This is a genomic window from Variovorax sp. 160MFSha2.1, from assembly GCF_048305075.1.
GTDB lineage: Bacteria > Pseudomonadota > Gammaproteobacteria > Burkholderiales > Burkholderiaceae_C > Variovorax > Variovorax guangxiensis.
Genome location: NZ_CP157624.1, coordinates 5,491,866 through 5,510,797, shown reverse-complemented (window position 1 = coordinate 5,510,797; position 18,932 = coordinate 5,491,866). Strand labels below are relative to the sequence as shown.

Below are 18,932 nucleotides of genomic sequence, written 5' to 3'. Positions count from 1 at the left end.
GCCGGCCCTAGCGCAGGTGGCGCTGGATGCGCTTCTCGTCTTCCGCCAGCTGCTGGCGCATGAGCGAAATGAAGTCGCGCGCGGTGGCCGACAGCACTTTGCCCGCCGGCAGCGCCAGCAGGCAGGTGAAGTACACGTCGACCGAGAACTTGCGCACCACCAGCCCGCGCTCCGCGTAGTCGAGCGCGGTGATCGGGTTGACCAGCCCCACGCCCAGGCCGCGCAGCGCCATCTCGCACACGCTGGCCGCGTAGGGCGTCTGCACCAGCACGCGCAGCGCCACGCCGTGCGGCGCCAGCGCAGCCTCGAGCCGCTGGTGCGAGGGGTCTTCGGGATTGAGCGAGAGAAACGGCGCCTCTGCGAGCTGCTCGGGCTTGATGGTCTTGAAGCGGGCCAGCGCATGGTTGGGCGGCATCACCACGACGCCGGGAAAGCGCGAGAAGGTGGAGTGGTCGATGCCTTCGAGCGAGAGCTCGTCGGCCATCAGCCCGAAGTCGGAGATGCCCATGGCCACGCGGTCGCGCACGTCCTTCGAGCTCAGCACCTGCAGCGATACCTGGGGCCAGGGGCTCGCGCCGCGGTGCGCCTTCAGCCGCGCCAGGGCGCGCGGCATGAAGCCCAGGCCGTAGGCCGGAAAGCAGCTGAGCTCGAGCTGGCTCACGCCGAAGTCGCGCAGGCTGCGCACCCGGTGCTCGATGGCGTCCATGCCGATGAAGACCCGCTCCACCTCCACCCACAGCGCGCGCGCCTCGGGCGTGGGCACCAGCCGCCCGCCGATGCGCTGGAACAGCAGCATGCCGGCCTGGGTCTCCAGGCGCTTGAGCGACTGGCTGATGGCGGGCTGCGTCACGTGCAGCAGCGCGGCGGCCTTGCGCGTGGAACTGCTGCGCATGAGTGCCCGGAACGTTTCGATTTCGCCGAATCGCATCGATAAGTTCTGTTATCGGTTGAGTATCTGAGGCTGCGTAATTTTATTTCCGATTGCATAAGATTTAGTCACAACTTCATCAAGCGCAGACCCCCGTGACGACATCGCCCGTTCTGGATTTCAAGTTCGCCGCTCCCCCGATGGATCCGCTGAGCCATCCTTCGTCCCCGGGCCATCCCCCCGGGCTGGTCCGCGACCGTACGCCCAAGCCCGTGCGCAACCCGAACCTGCGCGGCCTGCAGTGCCTGCGCTGCGATGCGCTCTACCCGGTCACGCTGGCGCACGACGGCTGCCCGGCGTGCCGGCGCGAGGGCATCCACGTGGCGTTGCGCGCCAGCTACCTGCCCGACAGTGCCGAGCTGATGCCCATGCCCTACACCTCCAGCTTCGCGCTGGGCGAGGGGCAGACGCCGCTGCAGGACATGCCCGGGCTGGCGCAGCAGTTCGGCGTGTCGCGCCTGTCGATCAAGGACGAGTCGTGCAACCCCACCGGCTCGCACAAGGACCGCATGACCGCGGTCGGCGTGGCGCAGGCGCTCGACTTCGACGCCCACACGCTGGTGCTGGCCTCTTCCGGCAACGCGGCCGTCTCGGCGGCGCACTACGCATGGGCCGCGGGCCTGGGCTGCGAGGTCGCGACCTACGAGGGCATGCCGGCCACCTACGCGCGGCAGCTCGACGCGCTGGGCGCGCGGCGCTACGTGTTCTCCGACAACGCCGGCCGCTGGGCCTTCGTGCGCGAGCGCTCGCAGCATCCCGGCTATTTCGCGCTCACCAACTACCGCCTGCCCGCGCTGGGCAGCGCGCCGCTGGCGATCGAGGGCTACAAGCCGATCGCGCTGGAGTGCGTGAACGAGGGCGGCCTGCCCGACCACGTCGTGATCCCCACCGCGCGCGGCGACCTCGCGTGGGGCATCTACGCGGGCTTTCGCGACCTGCTGGCAGCCGGGCGCATCGCGCGCCTGCCGAAGCTCTGGCTGGTGGAGCCGTTCCCGCGCCTGGCCCGCGTGTTCGCGGGTGGCGCCATCAACGGCAGCTACCCGGGCCACACGGCGCAGTTCTCCACCGCGGGTGCCACCGTCACCTACCTGCAGTGGCAGGCGGCCACCGCCACCGGCGGCGGCGCCGTGGTGGTGAACGACGACGAAGCCCGAGCCGCACGCCGCGTGCTCACCGCAGCCGGCGTGAGTGCCGAGCTGTGCGCGGCCGGCGGCCTGGCCGCGCTGCGCCAACTGCGAGAAAGCAACTCCATCGCTGCGGACGCGCACGTGGTGCTGATGCTGACGGCCAACGCGACCGGCGATCCGAGCTGGCCCGACCGCCCGGTTTAACTTTCCAGGAATCCAACATGCCGACGATGAATCGCCGGGCCTTCGCGGCCTCCGGCTCTGCAGCCCTGCTCGCCTCTTTTGTCAGCCCCGCGTGGGCTGCCTACCCCGACAAGCCGGTGAAGCTGGTCGTGCCGTGGGCGGCCGGGGGCAGCACCGACGCCATTGCCCGCGCCATGGCGCAGCGCATGAGCCAGACCATCGGCAGCCCGGTGATCGTGGACAACCGGCCCGGCGCCGCCGGCATGATCGGCACCGACGCGGTGGCCAAGGCCGCGCCCGACGGCTACACGCTTGCCATCGTCGAGCTCCCGCACGCCATCGCGCCGGCGGTGACGGCGAAGCTGCCCTACGACCTGCTGCGCGACTTCACGCCGGTGACCATGATCGGCACCTCTGCGCTGGTGTTCTTCGCTGGCATGGGCGACGACAGCAAGGACTTCAAGACCTTCCTGAAGACCGCTGCGGCTGCCGCCGCCAAGGGCTCGCCGCCTGCCATCGCGCACAGCGGCGCGGGCACGGTGAGCCACCTCGCGGGAGAGCTGCTCGCGAGCCGCACGAAGATCCCGTTCAACATGGTTCCGTATCGCGGTTCGGCGCCTGCGCTCACCGACGTGGCGGCGGGCACGGTGGTGGGGCATTTCGCGACGTTGGCCAGCGGCTCCAGCCTGCTGGGCGCCAACCGCATCCGGCCGCTGCTGGTGACGAGCGCGCAGCGGGTGAACCTGCCCGGCCTGCAGAACGTGCCGGCGCTCGCCGAGAACGGCCTCAGGGGCCTGGAGATCGACCAGTGGTGGGCCCTGGTGGCGCCGGCCACCACGCCGCTGGACGTGATCGAAAAGCTGCGCCGCGAGGCCATTGCCGCGCTGGAGCATCCGTCGGTGAAGGAGCGGCTTTCGGTGCTCGGCGTGCAGATGAAGGGGTCGACGCCGGCCGAGCTGCGCGCCTTCCTGCGCTCGGAGGCGGAGCGCTGGCAGAAGGCCGCGCACGAGATCGGGCTGCAGCCGCAGTAAGCCCCGGCAGGGCTACTTCGCGTCGCTGTAGACGGTGGCGCGCGACACGCCCATGTGCGCCGCCGCGATCTCGGCGCCGCGGCGGACTTCGAGCATGCCGGCCTTCTTCAGTTCCTGCACCAGTTGCTTGCGGTCGGCCGGCTTCAGCGAGCGCGGCGTGGTCGCGCGCGCGGCGGCGAACTCGTCGATGCGCGCGTGGATGCGGTCCGAATGGCTGCCGCCGCCGGCTTCGAGGTGCTCGTGCACTTCCCTGTCGTCGATGCGCGTGAACTGCGAGATCGCGCCCTGGAAGCTCTGGAACAGCGTCAGGTCGACGTTCAGGCACAGCGCGGCCACGTACTCGCCACTCTCGTCCTTGATGCCGATGGAGGTGCTCTTGACCTTGCGCCCGTCGGGAAAGGTGTTGGCGTAGTTCGCGATCACCGCCGGGAACTCCGGATCGCGGATGCGCGCGAGGCCCAGTTCGGTGACCGAATCGCCGACGTCTCGGCCGCTCAGGCCGTTCTCGATCGCGTGGATCGCGTTCCTGGGGTTGCTCAGGTCGTGCACCACCACCTCGCAGAAGGGCGCGAAGGTCTGGCCCAGGCCCTCGGCGATGTTGCTGAGCATGTCGAGCAGCTGCTTGTTCGGCTTCTTCTTCATACCGGGGAATGTATCCAGCTCTGGACGAACAATCTGATTTATACAAAAAGTACAGTGTTGGATGTATTATCCAGTCTTTTTCAGATTGTTGATCCAGGAGCCACGAATGACAGAACGCGCACGCTACGTCGATCCCCGCACCGGCCGGCGCCACGAGCTGTCCGAACGCCGCTGGCGCTCGGACGACGGCAACCCGATGCTGGTCACGCCGCTGCCGGGCATCGGGCGCGACGACATCGATTCGCGTACGCGCTCGCTGTGGCGTTACCGCGCGGCGCTGCCCGTGGCCATCGACAGGCCCGCGAGCATGGGCGAAGGCTGCACGCCGCTCGTGCAGAAGCGCTGGGGCGACTTCGAGCCGCACTTCAAGCTGGAGTGGTTCAACCCGACCTGCAGCTTCAAGGACCGTGGCGCGGCGGTGATGATGTCCTTCCTGCGCCAGATCGGCGTCGATGCTGTGCTGGAAGACAGCTCGGGCAACGGCGGCGCGGCCATCGCCGCCGCGGGCGCCGCGGCCGGCATGCGCGTGAAGGTGCTCGCGCCGAGCTACACGCCCGCGCCGAAGGTGGCGCAGATCCGCGCCTTCGGCGCCGAGGTGCAACTGGTGCCGGGGCCGCGCGAGGAGTCGGAACACGAGGCGGTGCGGCAGTCGGAATCGATCTTCTACGCGAGCCACAACTGGCATCCGTTCTTCCTGCAGGGCACGAAGACGCTGGCCTACGAGCTGTGGGAAGACCTGGGTTTCGTGGCGCCGGACAACGTCGTGATTCCGACCGGCGCGGGCAGCAACGTGCTCGGCTGCTGGATCGGCTTCAAGGAGCTGCTGGCGGCGGGGCAGATCAGGAAGTTGCCGCGCATCTTCGTTGCGCAGCCGCTGAACTGTTCGCCGATCGACGCGAGCTTCACCGCTGGCGTCGACACGCTCGTGGAGCGCGCCGTGCAGCCGACCATCGCCGAGGGCACGGCGATCAAGCGGCCGGTGCGGCTGGCGGAAATCATCCAGGCCCTGCGCGAGACGAATGGCAGGACCGTGGCGCTGACCGAGGAGCAGATCGCGGCGGCGGTGCGCCGGCTCGCGGCCTGCGGCCTTTACACCGAGCCGACTTCCGCGTCGGCCGCCGCGGCCATCGACGTGCTGGCGCAGCGCGGCGACATCAGGAGCACGGAGACGACCGTGGCGCTGCTGACGGGTACCGGGCTGAAGTCGACGCAGTTCATGACCGGGCTCTTCGCGGACGTGGCTGCCGCATAGCGGGCCTGCTCAAAAAAAATGGCCCCCACGCCGCGAGGCATGGGGGCCATCCTCTTGCTTGCCGATTCGTTGCCGGCTCGCTCCCTGATCGGCTCTATTTCCCCTGAGCCCTTATTTCCCTTATTTCCACTTCCAGCCCACGCCGGCGTTCACGCCCCATTCCCTGCCGTTGGTCGAAATGCCCGCGCCCCACGACATTCCTCCGTCGCCGGCAAGCGCCTTGAAGGTCAGCGCCACGGCGCTGTAGCCCTTGTAGCTGCCCACCCCGACGCCCACGGTCTTCTCGCCCGGGGCGAGCGTGGGCAGGTAGGTGCCCGACATGGCCATGGCCATCGCCGTGCCCGTGTAGGCGATGCGCGCCACGTCGGCGACCTGGCTGCGCACCTGGTTGAGCTGGTTCACGTTGACGGCGTCCGTGGGCTGCACGCCTGGCGCCACGTTGGAGATGCGCGTGCCTCCCGGCGCCTGGCCGTTGCCCAGCACGATCTGGCTGTAGTCGACGGAGCCATCGGCGCGGGTCGTGTATTGCGCACTGCTGGCCCGGGAGGCGGCTTCGGATGCCTTGAGCTGCGCTACGTTCGCCGCGTCGCTGTCCGCCGTGCCGGCCGCCACGCCGGTGATCTGGCGGAAGCGGCCGCTGGCTGCGTCGCCGACCGAAGCGGCTGCCTGTGTGCTGGCGGTGGCCTTGACGGCGGCCTGTTGCTGCGCCGATGTGTTGCGAGGCACGTATCCGGCCACGCCGGCAGCGGTGGCGGCCACCGAGCCGGCGCCCAGCGCCACACCCTCGCTCTGCTGCACCACCGCGCCGAAGCCGATGGCGGTGCCCTTGGCGATCCGCGGCGACTGGCTCAGCGACGTTCCACCGGCATCGGCGTTGTCGCCGAGAGCGGTGCCGCCTCCGCCTGCGCGCGAACTCGCGCCGATGGCCTGCGAGCCCGTGGCCAGCGCGCCGGTGCCGATGGCGATCGCGTTCGCGCCTGTCGCGAGGGCGTAGGAGCCCACGGCCAATGCGTTGTTGGCTGCTGCCTTGGCGCCTGTGCCGGCCGCAAGGGAGCTGGAACCGCTGGCCTCCGACTGCGGGCCGATCGCAACGGAACTGTCGCCGCTGGCCATCGAGTCGCCCGCCGTCGACTTGGTGTGGAAGTACTTGGTGCCCGTGTTGTAGATGGTGCTGACCGACGTGCTCAGGCTGCGAAGGTTGCCGTTGGCGGTGGACAGGCCTGTGGAGAGGCTTCCGATGCCTGCCGCGGTGGACGTGGACAGGCTGGCGAGGGCGCCATTGGCCGTATTGAGGCCGGTCGACAGGCTGCCGATGCCGGCGGCGGTGGAGGTGGACAGGCTGGCGATGGTTCCGTTGGCCGTGTCCAGGCTGGTGGACAGCGAAGCGGTGGCGGTCGAGAGCTGGCTGACGTTGACCGCGTCGGTCGCAGAGCCGCCGGCGGCGACATTGGTGAGCCTGCGCTCACTGCCGCCGCTGCCCACCGACACTTCGCCAGCCGCCGTCGCAGCTGCGACCGCGGTTCCCGCGGCCGGCGAGTAGGCGGGCGCACCCTGCAGGTTTGCCAGCGAGTCGGCGGTGGTGCTGCCGGCGCCGATGGCGGCGGAGTTGTCGTACTTCGCGGAGGCGCCGCTGCCAAGGGCCACGGCACCCTGGCCGGCTGCACTGGACGCCGCACCGATCGCGGCCGAGTTCAGCCCCTGTGCCTGTGCGTCGTAGCCGAAGGCGGCACTCCCGGTTCCCGAGGCGCTGCTCGAAAGCCCGGCCGCGGAGGCCCATTTGCCGGCGGTGCTGGAGAACCCGACGGCGGTGGCCCCGTCACCCGTGCCCTGCGAGTAGCTGCCGTACACCGTCACGCCGTCCAGGTTGTTGCCGCTCGAGTTGCAGCCGGTGATGTTGGACCAGGGACCGGTCCCGTCGACCGGCATGCTGTTCGTTCCGGTGACGGTCACTCGGCCGATGGTTGCCGTGCTCGAGCTGTTGCAGTTGGCCGGAGCGTAGGTCGATGCACTTGCTGTGAGCGGCGAGAGCTGGAGCCCGCTCGCGAGAACTGCGGTCACGGCTGACAGCCTGAAGCCGATGTGGCCGCGGCGGGTGTTTCTGTAGGAATTGCTCATGGATTTTTCTTTGAAATCGATCTTCTGAAAAAAAGAAATGCGGATTCGATGCGCGTGACGAGACGGCCTGATTCCCTTGCCGGGATCGGGCGTCGTTTGGTTCGCGGGGGTGAAAGATGGATTCCCCAACTTCGGGAAATCGGCCTTGCCAATGGGCTGCGCGCGGGCGCGGTTCAGGCAGGCAAGTGGCGGTGCGCGAGCTAGCCGCAGGGCTCGGGTGAAATCATTCCAACCTCTCTGTGTTTATTCGACGATGAAAGTCGCGCAGAGGTGCGTTGCAAGCTCCGCCAAGACTTCAAGGTTGCGGAATGTATCGATTGGAAATTGACTCGGACAATGACCATTGATGTCAATTAATGGCATTCCTCCGGGATTGAATTATTTCCGGATTGCGACTTTTGCTTTTTGGGCGAGAAGAAGTCCGCGATTTCGATTTTTCTCTTCAGAAGAGTCTCACGGCCAAAACAGTCATGCAGCGCATTGATGACGAAAAATGCCGGTAGGGAGTCAGCGCCCAAGGGCCGAAATGTTCCTCCGTCCGCAACAAAAAATCACGCTTTTCAGATGCGAGGCAAGCAGCGTGGCATTGCGCCCTGCCTTTCGAGCAGCGCTACCAGGGCCAGGCGATGCGCGTGCCTGTTCGGGTCTCGGCAGCGCGCGCATGAAGAAGGCGTGCGACGGTGAGGTCCTGCAGCGCGAGGCCCGTCATGTCGAAGACGGTGATGTCTTTCGGGGCGCGCCCGAAGGCGGCCTTGCCACTGAGCAGGTCGCCCAGTTCCATGCATTCGGTGTCGGGCGCCCACTGCGTTTCGCCGATCTGCCGGGCCTGCGTGCGGTCGTCGACGAACAGGCACGCGCGTGCCAGCAGGCCTTCCGGCAGCTCCCGCTTGCCGCGGGTGTCGGCGCCTACGCAGTTCAGGTGCGTGCCGGGCCGCACGGCATCGAGATCGAACAGCGCGCCGCCGCCCGGCGTGGCGGTGATCACGATGTCGCTGCCGGCCACGGCGGCGTTGCGGTCCGTGGCTGGTGCAATGTCGCAGCGGCCGCTGAAGTGCGCTTCGAAGGCGGCATTGCGCTCGCCGCTCGCACTTATATAGAGAGCCTCGCGCAGCGAGGGGATGAGCCGAAGCGCGAAGTCGAGCTGGATCCGCGCTTGTACGCCGGTGCCGAAGATGCACAGCCGCTCACTGCCGGGCCGTGCGAGCAGCTGCAGGCCCAGCCCGCCGGCCGCGCCGGTGCGCGCGGTGGTCACCGTGTTGCCGTCGATGACGCACAGCGGCCGCCCTGTCGCCGGGTCGATCAGCATGATGGTGGCCTGATGGGGCTCGCCGCCGCGCTGCCGGTTGGCCGGCCAGAAGCCGGCGGCTTTGAAGCCGAGCAGCCCCTGGGCCTGCACGTCGCCGGACTTGATGCCGAACACGCCGCCGGTGCCGAGAGGTTCGCGCACCACCGGGAACACGCGGCCCTCGCGTTCGCTGTGCAACATGAAGGCTTCGCGCACGGCCCCGAGCACTTCATCGGGGGAGAGGAGGGCGTCGACCTGGTTCTTGTCGAGAAGCAGGAGTTGAGCGTCGGCGGCCGCGGCGAAGAATGTCATCTGGAAATATTATCTATTTCCAGACAAAAAATCAAAACAACCGGCAGGGCCGAGGCAGTCAGCGCCCCGTGTGCACCTTGATCCGTATCGTCGCCACGTCCCAGCCCCGGTTCTTGAGCCGGGTCACGAGCATCGGCGAGAGCTGGCGCAGCTTGGCTGCCGCGGCGCTGCCCTTGACCAGCAGGCACCAGACGTCGCCCTCGGCCGGACCGGCCTGCACGGCCGCGCGCATGGCCGGCGGGATCAGCCCTTCCACCGCCTTGAGCCGCTCCGTGGTGTCGCGCGCGCGCGCCATCAGGCTGCCCAGCGTGGGGGCGCCTTCCGCAGCCTGCTGCAGTGAAATGGCGGGGGGAAGTCGGCGATACATCGGTAATCCAGGGGTTAGAAACAAGACAGCTAAAATGCCCGGTTTGCCGGCGATTGCGCCGGAAAAAGGCTGCTTGCTTTCATGGAAAGCGCGCCCAACTGCTTTCACCATATCTTAGGGAATCCGGTCGAAGTGCCTGCCGTATCTCATCAGGCGCCCGCCCATCTCCACCCATGGCAACCAACTTCCTGACCCAGATTTTCGGCAGTCGCAACGACCGGCTGCTCAAGCAGTATCGCAAGACGGTGGAACGCATCAATGCGCTCGAACCCGAGTTCGAGAAGCTCAGCGACGACGCACTGCGCGCCAAGACCCAGGAATTCAAGGACCGCATCGCCAAGGGCGAAACCCTCGATGCCCTGCTGCCCGAAGCCTTTGCCACGGTGCGCGAGGGTTCCAAGCGCGTTATGAAGATGCGCCACTTCGACGTCCAGCTGCTCGGCGGCATGGCGCTGCACAACGGCAAGATCTCCGAAATGCGCACCGGCGAAGGCAAGACGCTGACCGCCACGCTGCCGGTGTACCTGAACGCGCTGTCCGGCAAGGGCGTGCACGTGGTCACGGTGAACGACTACCTCGCCAACCGCGACGCGACCTGGATGGGCCGCCTCTACAACTTCCTCGGCCTGACGGTGGGCATCAACCTGCCGCAGATGCCACGCGAGGAGAAGCAGCAGGCCTACCGCAGCGACATCACCTACGGCACGAACAACGAGTACGGCTTCGACTACCTGCGCGACAACATGGTCTACGAGCCGGGCGACCGGGTCCAGCGCGGGCTGAACTACGCAATCGTCGACGAGGTGGACTCCATCCTGATCGACGAGGCCCGCACGCCGCTGATCATCAGCGGCCAGGCCGAAGATCACACCGACCTGTATCTGGCCATCAACAAGGTGGTGCCGCTGCTCAAGAAGCAGGAAGGCGAAGCCGACCCGCGCACCGGCGAAGGCGTCACGGTGCCCGGCGACTTCACGGTCGACGAGAAGACGCACCAGGTGTTCCTCACCGAGGACGGCCACGAGAACGCCGAGCGCCTGCTGAGCGAATTCAAGCTGCTGCCCGAGGGCGCGTCGCTCTACGACCCGGCCAACATCACGCTGATGCATCACCTGAACGCGGCGCTGCGCGCCCGTCACCTCTACCACCGCGACCAGCACTACGTGGTGCAGCAGGGCGAAGTGGTGATCGTCGACGAGTTCACCGGCCGCCTGATGAGCGGGCGCCGCTGGAGCGACGGCCTGCACCAGGCCGTGGAAGCCAAGGAAGGCGTGGAGATCCAGGCCGAGAACCAGACGCTGGCCTCCATCACCTTCCAGAACTACTTCCGCCTGTATTCCAAGCTCGCCGGCATGACCGGCACGGCCGACACCGAGGCCTACGAGTTCCAGGAGATCTACGGCCTCGAGACCGTCATCATCCCGCCGAACCGCACGAGCAAGCGCGAGGACCAGCTCGACCGCGTCTACAAGACCACGCGCGAGAAGTACGAGGCGGCCATCCAGGACATCCGCGAGTGCTACGAGCGCGGCCAGCCGGTGCTGGTGGGCACCTCGTCCATCGAGAACTCCGAGATCATCGACGGCCTGCTCACCCAGGCGGGCCTGCCGCACCAGGTGCTCAACGCCAAGCAGCATGCGCGCGAGGCCGACATCGTGGCGCAGGCCGGCCGCACGAAGATGATCACCATCGCGACGAACATGGCGGGCCGCGGCACCGACATCGTGCTGGGCGGCAACATCGAGAAGATGATCGAGGCCATCGAGAACGACGAAGGCCGCGACGAGGCTGCCAAGCAGGCCGACATCGCCCACATCCGCGCCGAGTGGACCAAGGACCACGAGTTCGTGAAGTCGCTCGGCGGCCTGCGCATCATCGCCACCGAACGCCACGAGTCGCGCCGCATCGACAACCAGCTGCGCGGCCGCTCGGGCCGCCAGGGCGACCCCGGCTCCTCGCGCTTCTACCTGAGCCTGGACGATCCGCTGATGCGCATCTTCGCGGGCGATCGCGTGAAGGCGATCATGGACCGCCTGAAGATGCCCGACGGCGAGGCCATCGAGGCCGGCATCGTCACGCGCAGCATCGAGAGCGCGCAGCGCAAGGTCGAGGCGCGCAACTTCGACATCCGCAAGCAGCTGCTCGAGTACGACGACGTGTCGAACGACCAGCGCAAGGTGATCTACCAGCAGCGCAACGACATCCTCGACGCGGCCGACCTGACGGCGCAGATCGCGGCGCTGCGCGAAGGCTGCTTCACCGACCTCGTGCGCCAGTACGTACCGGCCGAGTCGGTGGAAGAGCAATGGGATCTGGACGGCCTGGAGAAGAACCTCTTCAACGAGTGGGGCATCGACATGCCGCTCAAGAAGGAAGTCGAGGCTTCCGAGGCCATCGCCGACGAGGACATCGTCGAGAAGGTGCTCAAGAACGCCAACGAGACCTTCGACGCCAAGGTCGCGCTGATCGGCCAGGAGAACTTCACCCAGTTCGAGCGCATGGTGCTGCTGCAGAGCATCGACACCCACTGGCGCGAACACCTGGCCTCGCTCGACTACCTGCGCCAGGGCATCCACCTGCGCGGCTACGCGCAGAAGCAGCCCAAGCAGGAATACAAGCGCGAAGCCTTCGAGCTCTTCGGCCAGTTGCTCGATTCGGTCAAGAACGAAGTCACGCGCCAGCTCATGACGGTGCGCGTGCAGTCGAGCGAGCAACTCGAACAGGCCGCCGAAGCGATGGAAAGCCGCGGCGAGAACGTCTCGAACATCACCTACTCGGCACCGACCGAGACGGGCGAAGTCGAGGTGCGCGTCGACGAGGAAAACCAGCGCCGCATCGCGGCCGCCGGGCTGGGCGCGCTCGGCGCGGAGGCTGCCGCCTTCGCCCGCGTCGGCCGCAACGACCCGTGCCCCTGCGGCAGCGGCAAGAAGTACAAGCAGTGCCACGGCAAGCTGACCTGAAGTAGACATGCTCCCTAGGCTTGCCGCACTTCGTGTGGCCGCCAGCCCCTCGCCGGGGGCGATACCGGCGGCCCGGCAAAGCCGGTTCCGCGGTATCCCTGGCGACGAAAAGTGCGTCTTGTCGGTGCCGATGAAAAATTGATACGCAAGAAGGAATAAGTGCCATGCCCGTGAACCTGTCTGCCCCTGATCCTGCCGCCTTGTTCGCGGTGCCCGGCGTCCGCATCGGCGTGGCCGAGGCGGGTGTGCGCAAGGCCAATCGCAAGGACCTGACGGTCGTGCTGATCGACGAAGGTTCGGCCGTCGGCGGCGTGTTCACGCAGAACCGCTTCTGCGCCGCGCCGGTGCAGGTCTGCCGCGAGCACCTGGCCGCTAACCACGGCATCCGGGCGATGGTCATCAACACCGGCAATGCCAATGCGGGCACCGGCGAAGACGGGCTGATGCGCACGCGCTCCACCTGCATCGCGCTGGCGCGCAAGCTGGAGATCTCGCCCGAGCAGATCCTGCCGTTCTCCACCGGCGTGATCATGGAGCCGCTGCCCGTCGACCGCATCGAGGCCGGCCTTCCCGCCGCCCTGGCAGACGCCAGGGAGGACAACTGGGCGCGCGCGGCCGAGGGCATCATGACCACCGACACGATTCCCAAGGCGTTCAGCCAGCAGGTTCAGGTCGGCGGCGCCACCGTCACCATCACCGGCATCAGCAAGGGCGCCGGCATGATCCGCCCGAACATGGCGACCATGCTGGGCTTCCTGGCGACGGACGCGAAGATCGACCCCTCGCTGATCCAGCCGCTGGCCAGGCAGCTGGCCGATGCCTCGTTCAACCGCGTGACCATCGACGGCGACACCTCGACGAACGACTCGTTCGTGGTCATCGCCACGCAGAAGGCCGCGCACGCGACCATCACTTCGCTCGACTCGGCCGAGGGCAAGGCGCTGGTGGCCGCGATGCAGGAGGTGGCGCGCCAGCTGGCGCAGGCCATCGTGCGCGACGGGGAGGGGGCGACCAAGTTCATCACCGTCCAGGTCGAAGGCGGCCGCGACGCTGCCGAGTGCAAGCAGGTGGCGTACGCCGTGGCGCACTCGCCACTGGTCAAGACGGCCTTCTACGCCAGCGACCCGAATCTGGGCCGCATCCTGGCTGCCGTGGGCTATGCGGGCATCGCCGACCTCGACCAGACCGGCATCGACCTGTTCCTCGACGACGTCCATGTGGCGGTCAAGGGCGGGCGCAATCCGTCGTACCGCGAGGAAGACGGCCAGCGCGTGATGAAGCAGAGCGAAATCACGGTGCGCATCGGCCTGGGCCGCGGCAATGCCAGCGAGACGGTGTGGACCTGCGACTTCAGCCACGAATACGTGACGATCAACGCCGATTACCGGTCATGAATGAGCAGTTCCAGAGGCTGATCGAGCGAGCCGAACAGCTCATCGGGCGCATCGAATCGATCCTTCCGCAGCCGCTGGCCGAGCCGGCCGACTGGAACGCGTCCATCGCCTGGCGCTACCGCCGCCGCAGCTCGGGCCACGGCGTGCTGGAGCCGGTGAAGCACGTGGCGGCGATGTCGCTCGATTCGCTGAAGGAAATCGACGTCCAGAAGGAAAAGATCGCGCGCAACACGCAGCAGTTCGTCGAAGGCAAGCCAGCCAACAACGTGCTGCTGACGGGCGCGCGCGGCACGGGCAAGTCGTCGCTGATCCGCGCCTGCCTGCAGGCCTACGCGCCGCAAGGGCTGCGCCTGATCGAGGTGGACAAGGCCGAGCTCACCGACCTGCCTGACATCGTCGAGGTGGTGTCGCAGCGGCCCGAGAAGTTCATCGTGTTCAGCGACGACCTGAGCTTCGACGAGGGCGAGCCGGGCTACAAGGCGCTGAAGTCGATCCTCGACGGCTCCATCGCGGCATCGACGCCCAATGTGCTGATCTACGCGACCAGCAACCGGCGCCACCTGCTGCCCGAGTACATGAAGGACAACCTCTCGTACACCCACACCGAGGACGGCGAAGTCCACCCCGGCGAGGTGATCGAGGAAAAGATCTCGCTGTCGGAGCGCTTCGGCCTCTGGGTGAGCTTCTATCCCTTCAGCCAGAACGAATACCTGACGATCGTGGGCCAGTGGCTCTCGTCGTTCGGCATGGACGAGGCCACCATCGCGGCGGCGCGGCCCGAGGCGCTCGTGTGGGCGCTGGAGCGCGGCTCGCGCAGCGGCCGCGTGGCCTACCAGTTCGCGCGCGACTACGCGGGGCGGAGCAAGGCGTGAGCGAACAGACCCGCAAGCACACGGAAGTCGCGGTCGGCGTGCTGATCCGCCTGTCCGACGGCGCGCTGCTGCTTTCGACGCGGCCCGAGGGCAAGGCCTACGCGGGCTTCTGGGAGTTTCCCGGCGGCAAGATCGAGGCGGGCGAGACGGTCGAACAGGCGCTGCGGCGCGAGCTCCAGGAAGAACTCGGCATCACCATCGACGGCGCCGAGGTCTGGAAGGTGACCGAGCACGACTACCCGCACGCGCTGGTGCGCCTGCACTGGTGCAAGGTCACGGCCTGGAGCGGCGAATTCGAGATGCGCGAAGGCCAGCGCATGGCCTGGCAGCAGCTGCCGCTGGACGTGGCGCCGGTGCTGCCGGGCGCGTTCCCGGTGCTGCAGTGGCTGTCGCAAGAGCGCGGCCTGCCGTTCGTGGCGCCGCCGGTGGTCGCGCCGGCCGACGCGCCGGCCAGCTGATCGCTTGATGCATCCCAAGTACCGTCCGGACATCGACGGCCTGCGGGCAATCGCCGTGGGCTCGGTGCTGGTGTACCACGCGTTCCCGACGGCGCTGATGGGCGGCTTCGTCGGCGTCGACATCTTCTTCGTGATCTCGGGCTTCCTGATCACGACCATCATTCTCCAGAGCCTCGCGGCGGGCGACTTCAGCTACCGCGACTTCTACGCGCGGCGCATCCGGCGGATCTTCCCGGCGCTGATCGTGGTGCTGTTCGCCACGCTCTGCGCGGGCTGGTACCTGCTGCTGTCCGACGAGTTCGCCGAGCTCGGCAAGCAGACCGTGGGCGGCGCGGCCTTCGTCGCCAACTTCGTGTTCTGGGGCGAGTCGGGCTACTTCGACACGGCCGCCGAGACCAAGCCGCTGCTGCACCTGTGGTCGCTGGGCATCGAGGAGCAGTTCTACATCTTCTGGCCGCTGCTGCTGGGGCTCGCCTGGCGCAAGGGCTGGCCGATCGTGCGCGTGGTGCTGGCGGTGGCGGCGGTCTCGTTCGTCGTGAACGTGGCCACGGTGCATCCGCTGCCGGCGGCGTCGTTCTATTCGCCGGCTTCCCGTTTCTGGGAGCTGATGGTGGGCGGCATCCTGGCCTGCATGCGGCTGAAGCCGCCGGCGCCGAGCGCGCGGCGCAGCCACCTGCAGTCGGTGCTGGGCGTGGGGCTGATCGTGCTCGGGCTGGTGATGATCCGCAGCAACAAGGCCTTCCCGGGCTGGTGGGCGCTGCTGCCCACGCTGGGCGCCGTCAGCTGCATCGCCGCGGGGCCGAACGGCGTGCTCAACAAGTACCTGCTGTCGAACCGGGTGATGGTGTGGATCGGGCTCATCAGCTATCCGCTGTACCTGTGGCACTGGCCGCTGCTGGCCTTCGTGCGCATCGTGGAGGCCGATCCGCTGCATCCATCGCCGGTCTACCGCGCCGGCGCGATGGTGGCCGCCGTGCTGCTGGCATGGGCCACGTACCGCTTCGTCGAACGCTACACGAGAAGCCGTCCCGGCACGGGGATCCTCAAGGCGCTGGGCGGTGGCATGGTGCTGGTCGCCGCGCTGGGCACCGCGATCTTCTTCGGCGTGCCCGGCCCCCGCAACGACAGCGACCGGCTGCAGGTCGTCGCCAACGCCACGCTGGACGCCGACTACTACGCCGGCTTCAAGCTCGACCAGATCGGCGAGCAGCTGGTCTACAAGACCGGAAGCGGCCCCAAGCGCGTGCTCTTCGTGGGCGACAGCCACGTGCAGCAGTACGCGCCGCGCATCATGGAGCTGTCGCGCACGCTGTCGATGCCCGACAAGTCGGCCTGGTTCGTGACCCAGGGCGCATGCCCGGCGGTTCCGGGCGTGCAGGTCGACAAGAACATCGGATGCGCCGAGCGCCGCGACGCGATGCTGGCCTATGCGATGGGCCCGGAGGTCGACTCGGTCGTCATCGGTGGCTGCTGGAACTGCTACTTCGTCGGCCACGGGGCGCTGGAGTACTACTTCCGCGGCCCCGACAACAAGGTCCATCCGTTCCAGGGCGGCGACGGCATCGAGCGTTCGCTGGCCTCGCTGGAGGCCACGCTGCGCGAGCTGGCACGGCACAAGAAGGTCTTCCTGCTGCTCGACAACCCCGGCGGCCCCGAATTCACGCCCAAGCGCCTGATCGAAGGCAGCCGCCTCACGCACATGGAGGCGATGACCTCCTCGCCGACGGTGCCGCTGCCGGCCGACCAGAAGGTGCTCAACGACAGGCTGCGCGCCATCGCCGAGGCGAGCGGCGCGCAGCCCATCGATGCGATGGCTGTGCTGTGCAAGGACGGCGCCCATTGCCTGGTCACGCTGCCCGACGGCGCGCCCGCGTACAAGGACGCCGACCACCTGCGTCCGCGCTACACGCGCGAAGAGGCGAGCTACTTCGACCGGACCGTGCGCAGCGCCCCGGCGCAGCAGCCGTCGCGCTGAGCGGCCGTTCGCCAGCCGACCGACCGACAGATCGAAGAAGAGCAAGCGCCCATGCATCCCAAGTACCGCCCGGACATCGACGGCCTGCGAGCCATCGCGGTCGGCTCGGTGCTGGCGTACCACGCCTTCCCGAGCCTGCTGCCGGGAGGCTTCATCGGGGTCGACATCTTCTTCGTGATCTCGGGCTTCCTGATCACGACCATCCTCCTGCAGAGCCTGGCGGCGGGCGACTTCAGCTACCGCGACTTCTACGCGCGGCGCATCCGGCGGATTTTTCCGGCGCTGGTGCTGGTGCTGCTGGCGACGCTGGCCTTCGGCTGGTATGTGCTGCTGCCGGGCGAGTTCTCGCAGCTGGGCAAGCAGACCACGGGCGGCGCCGCCTTCTTCGCCAACCTCGTCTTCTTGGGCGAGGCCGGCTATTTCGACGCCTCGGCCGAGACCAAGCCGCTGCTGCACCTGTGGTCGCTGGGCATCGAGGAGCAGTTCTACATCTTCTGGCCGCTGATGCTGGGGCTGGCATGGCGCAGCCGCTGGCCGATGCTGCGCGTGGTGCTGGCGGTGGCCGTGATCTCGTTCCTCGTCAACGTGCTGACGGTACAGGCGCACCGCGCGGCGGCTTTCTATTCGCCGCTGTCGCGCGCGTGGGAGCTGATGGCGGGCGGGTTGCTGGCGGTCATGCAGCTGCAGTCAGTTGCACAAGGCGCCGCGAGCACCCGTGCGTGGAAGAAGCACCTGCAGTCGATCGTCGGCATCGCGCTGATCGTGCTCGGCCTCTTCATGACGCGCAGCACCAAGGCGTTTCCGGGCTGGTGGGCGCTGCTGCCGGTGCTGGGCGCGGCGAGCTGCATCGCGGCAGGGCCGGGCGGGGTGCTCAACCGGTATCTGCTGTCGAACCGGGTGATGGTGTGGATCGGCCTCATCAGCTACCCGCTGTACCTCTGGCACTGGCCGCTGCTGTCCTACGCGCGCATCGTGACCGGCGGCGAGCCGCCGCTGCAGCTGCGCATCGTGCTGGTGGCGGCGTCGGTCGTGCTGGCGTGGGCCACGTATCGCTTCCTCGAGCGCTTCGTCAAGCTGCACCTCTCGCAGGCAATCCTGCGCGGGCTGGCGGGTGCGGGCGCGGCGTTGGCGCTGGCCGGTGTTCTTGTTTTCCTGGGCACGCCGATGCCTCGCCACGACAGCCCGGCCCTGCAGGCGGTGGCCGATGCGACCCGCGAGGACAACTACTACGACGGCTTCGAGGAGGCCGCGCTGGGCAACCAGTTCGTCTACCGCGCCGGCAACGGCAAGCACAACGTGCTGCTGATCGGCGACAGCCACGTCGAGCAGTACGCGCCGCGCGCGCTCGAGCTGGTGCGCACGCAGCCCGACAAGGCACGCACCATCTACTTCGCGACCAAGGGCTCGTGCCCGCCGGTGCCGGGCCTTTTCAGCGGCCCCGACACCGGCTGCGACGAGCGGCGCACCGCGGTGCTCGAGCTGGCGCTCAAGCCCGAGATCGACTCGGTCGTGCTGGGTGCGTGCTGGAGCTGCTACTTCACCGGCGCCGGCCCGACGGTGAACTTCTTCGTCGACGACCGGAAGGCCGTGCATCCGTTCATCGGCGGCGACGGCATCGATCAGTCGCTCAAGTCGCTGGGCGAGGTGCTGAAGCGGCTGTCGGCGCACAAGCCGGTCTACCTGGTGCTGGGCAATCCGGTGGGCATGGATTTCGATCCGCTGCGGCAGATCGAGGGCAGCCGCCTGGGGCGCATGACGGCGGAGTCGGGTCAGCTCAAGGCGCCGATGCCGCAGGACCAGGCGCAGTTCAACGCGCGGCTGAAGCAGGTGGCGCAGGCCAATGGCGCCAAGGTCATCGAGCCTTTCGCCAGCCTGTGCGCGGATGGCGAGTGCATCCGCAGCATGCCGGACGACGGTTCGCCAGCCTACAAGGACATCGGCCATCTTCGGCCGCGCTATGCGCGAAGCTCCGCGACGTACATCGATCCGGCGCTGCTGGATGAAGGCGCCGTCGGCAAGTAAGCGGCTTTT

The 18,932-nt window shown here is 67.9% G+C and carries 14 protein-coding genes; 9 read left to right on the top strand and 5 right to left on the bottom strand.

All coding sequences use genetic code 11. From position 1 onward, the window contains the following. Positions 1–7 precede the first annotated feature (7 nt). Positions 8–928, bottom strand: a complete 921-nt coding sequence (locus ABL838_RS25205; RefSeq protein WP_126024661.1) for a LysR substrate-binding domain-containing protein — start codon at positions 926–928, stop codon at positions 8–10. 140 nt (positions 929–1,068) lie between these two features. Here ABL838_RS25205 and ABL838_RS25200 point away from each other — a divergent pair, with 140 nt between their 5' ends. After that, complete coding sequence (locus ABL838_RS25200; RefSeq protein WP_369662400.1) at positions 1,069–2,259, top strand: threonine synthase; 1,191 nt, start codon at positions 1,069–1,071, stop codon at positions 2,257–2,259. Positions 2,260–2,276: 17 nt separating this feature from the next. Next, entirely contained in the window at positions 2,277–3,269 is a 993-nt protein-coding gene (locus ABL838_RS25195) for a Bug family tripartite tricarboxylate transporter substrate binding protein (protein WP_418122422.1), read from the top strand. 12 nt (positions 3,270–3,281) lie between these two features. Here the strand turns inward: ABL838_RS25195 and ABL838_RS25190 are convergent, their stop codons facing one another. Next, entirely contained in the window at positions 3,282–3,911 is a 630-nt protein-coding gene (locus ABL838_RS25190; protein WP_126024663.1) for a helix-turn-helix transcriptional regulator, read from the bottom strand. A gap of 106 nt (positions 3,912–4,017) precedes the next feature. Here ABL838_RS25190 and ABL838_RS25185 point away from each other — a divergent pair, with 106 nt between their 5' ends. Beyond that, a complete protein-coding gene (locus ABL838_RS25185; protein WP_418122420.1) occupies positions 4,018–5,163 on the top strand; it encodes a threonine synthase in 1,146 nt (381 codons plus the stop codon). Between the two features lie 120 nt (positions 5,164–5,283). On the opposite strand, the gene ABL838_RS25180 is transcribed toward ABL838_RS25185, so the two are convergent. From ABL838_RS25180 to ABL838_RS25170, 3 genes are all read right to left on the bottom strand, one after another. Next, positions 5,284–7,278 carry a YadA family autotransporter adhesin gene (locus ABL838_RS25180; RefSeq protein WP_418122418.1) on the bottom strand — a complete coding sequence of 665 codons (1,995 nt, stop codon included), beginning with the start codon at positions 7,276–7,278 and terminating at the stop codon, positions 5,284–5,286. Positions 7,279–7,888: 610 nt separating this feature from the next. Continuing rightward, a complete protein-coding gene (locus ABL838_RS25175; protein ID WP_418122417.1) occupies positions 7,889–8,875 on the bottom strand; it encodes an ornithine cyclodeaminase family protein in 987 nt (328 codons plus the stop codon). Positions 8,876–8,933: 58 nt separating this feature from the next. Continuing rightward, positions 8,934–9,242, bottom strand: coding sequence for a hypothetical protein (locus ABL838_RS25170; protein WP_126024667.1), 309 nt, complete (start codon positions 9,240–9,242; stop codon positions 8,934–8,936). A gap of 173 nt (positions 9,243–9,415) precedes the next feature. On the opposite strand from ABL838_RS25170, the gene secA reads away from it, so the two are divergent. From secA to ABL838_RS25140, 6 genes are all read left to right on the top strand, one after another. Further along, positions 9,416–12,202, top strand: coding sequence for a preprotein translocase subunit SecA (gene secA / locus ABL838_RS25165; protein WP_418122416.1), 2,787 nt, complete (start codon positions 9,416–9,418; stop codon positions 12,200–12,202). Positions 12,203–12,366: 164 nt separating this feature from the next. Then, a complete protein-coding gene (gene argJ, locus ABL838_RS25160; RefSeq protein ID WP_418122415.1) occupies positions 12,367–13,596 on the top strand; it encodes a bifunctional glutamate N-acetyltransferase/amino-acid acetyltransferase ArgJ in 1,230 nt (409 codons plus the stop codon). Further along, positions 13,593–14,468 (top strand): ATP-binding protein, encoded by an 876-nt coding sequence (locus ABL838_RS25155; RefSeq protein WP_184642171.1) that lies wholly within the window; start codon positions 13,593–13,595, stop codon positions 14,466–14,468. Before argJ ends, ABL838_RS25155 begins: the two co-directional genes overlap by 4 nt. Then, positions 14,465–14,926 carry an NUDIX domain-containing protein gene (locus ABL838_RS25150; RefSeq protein ID WP_418122414.1) on the top strand — a complete coding sequence of 154 codons (462 nt, stop codon included), beginning with the start codon at positions 14,465–14,467 and terminating at the stop codon, positions 14,924–14,926. Before ABL838_RS25155 ends, ABL838_RS25150 begins: the two co-directional genes overlap by 4 nt. Positions 14,927–14,933: 7 nt before the next feature. Beyond that, positions 14,934–16,901: an acyltransferase family protein gene (locus ABL838_RS25145; protein ID WP_418125909.1), complete on the top strand. Its 1,968-nt coding sequence runs from the start codon at positions 14,934–14,936 to the stop codon at positions 16,899–16,901. 51 nt (positions 16,902–16,952) lie between these two features. Then, complete coding sequence (locus tag ABL838_RS25140; protein WP_418122412.1) at positions 16,953–18,923, top strand: acyltransferase family protein; 1,971 nt, start codon at positions 16,953–16,955, stop codon at positions 18,921–18,923. The last annotated feature ends 9 nt before the right edge of the window (positions 18,924–18,932 follow it).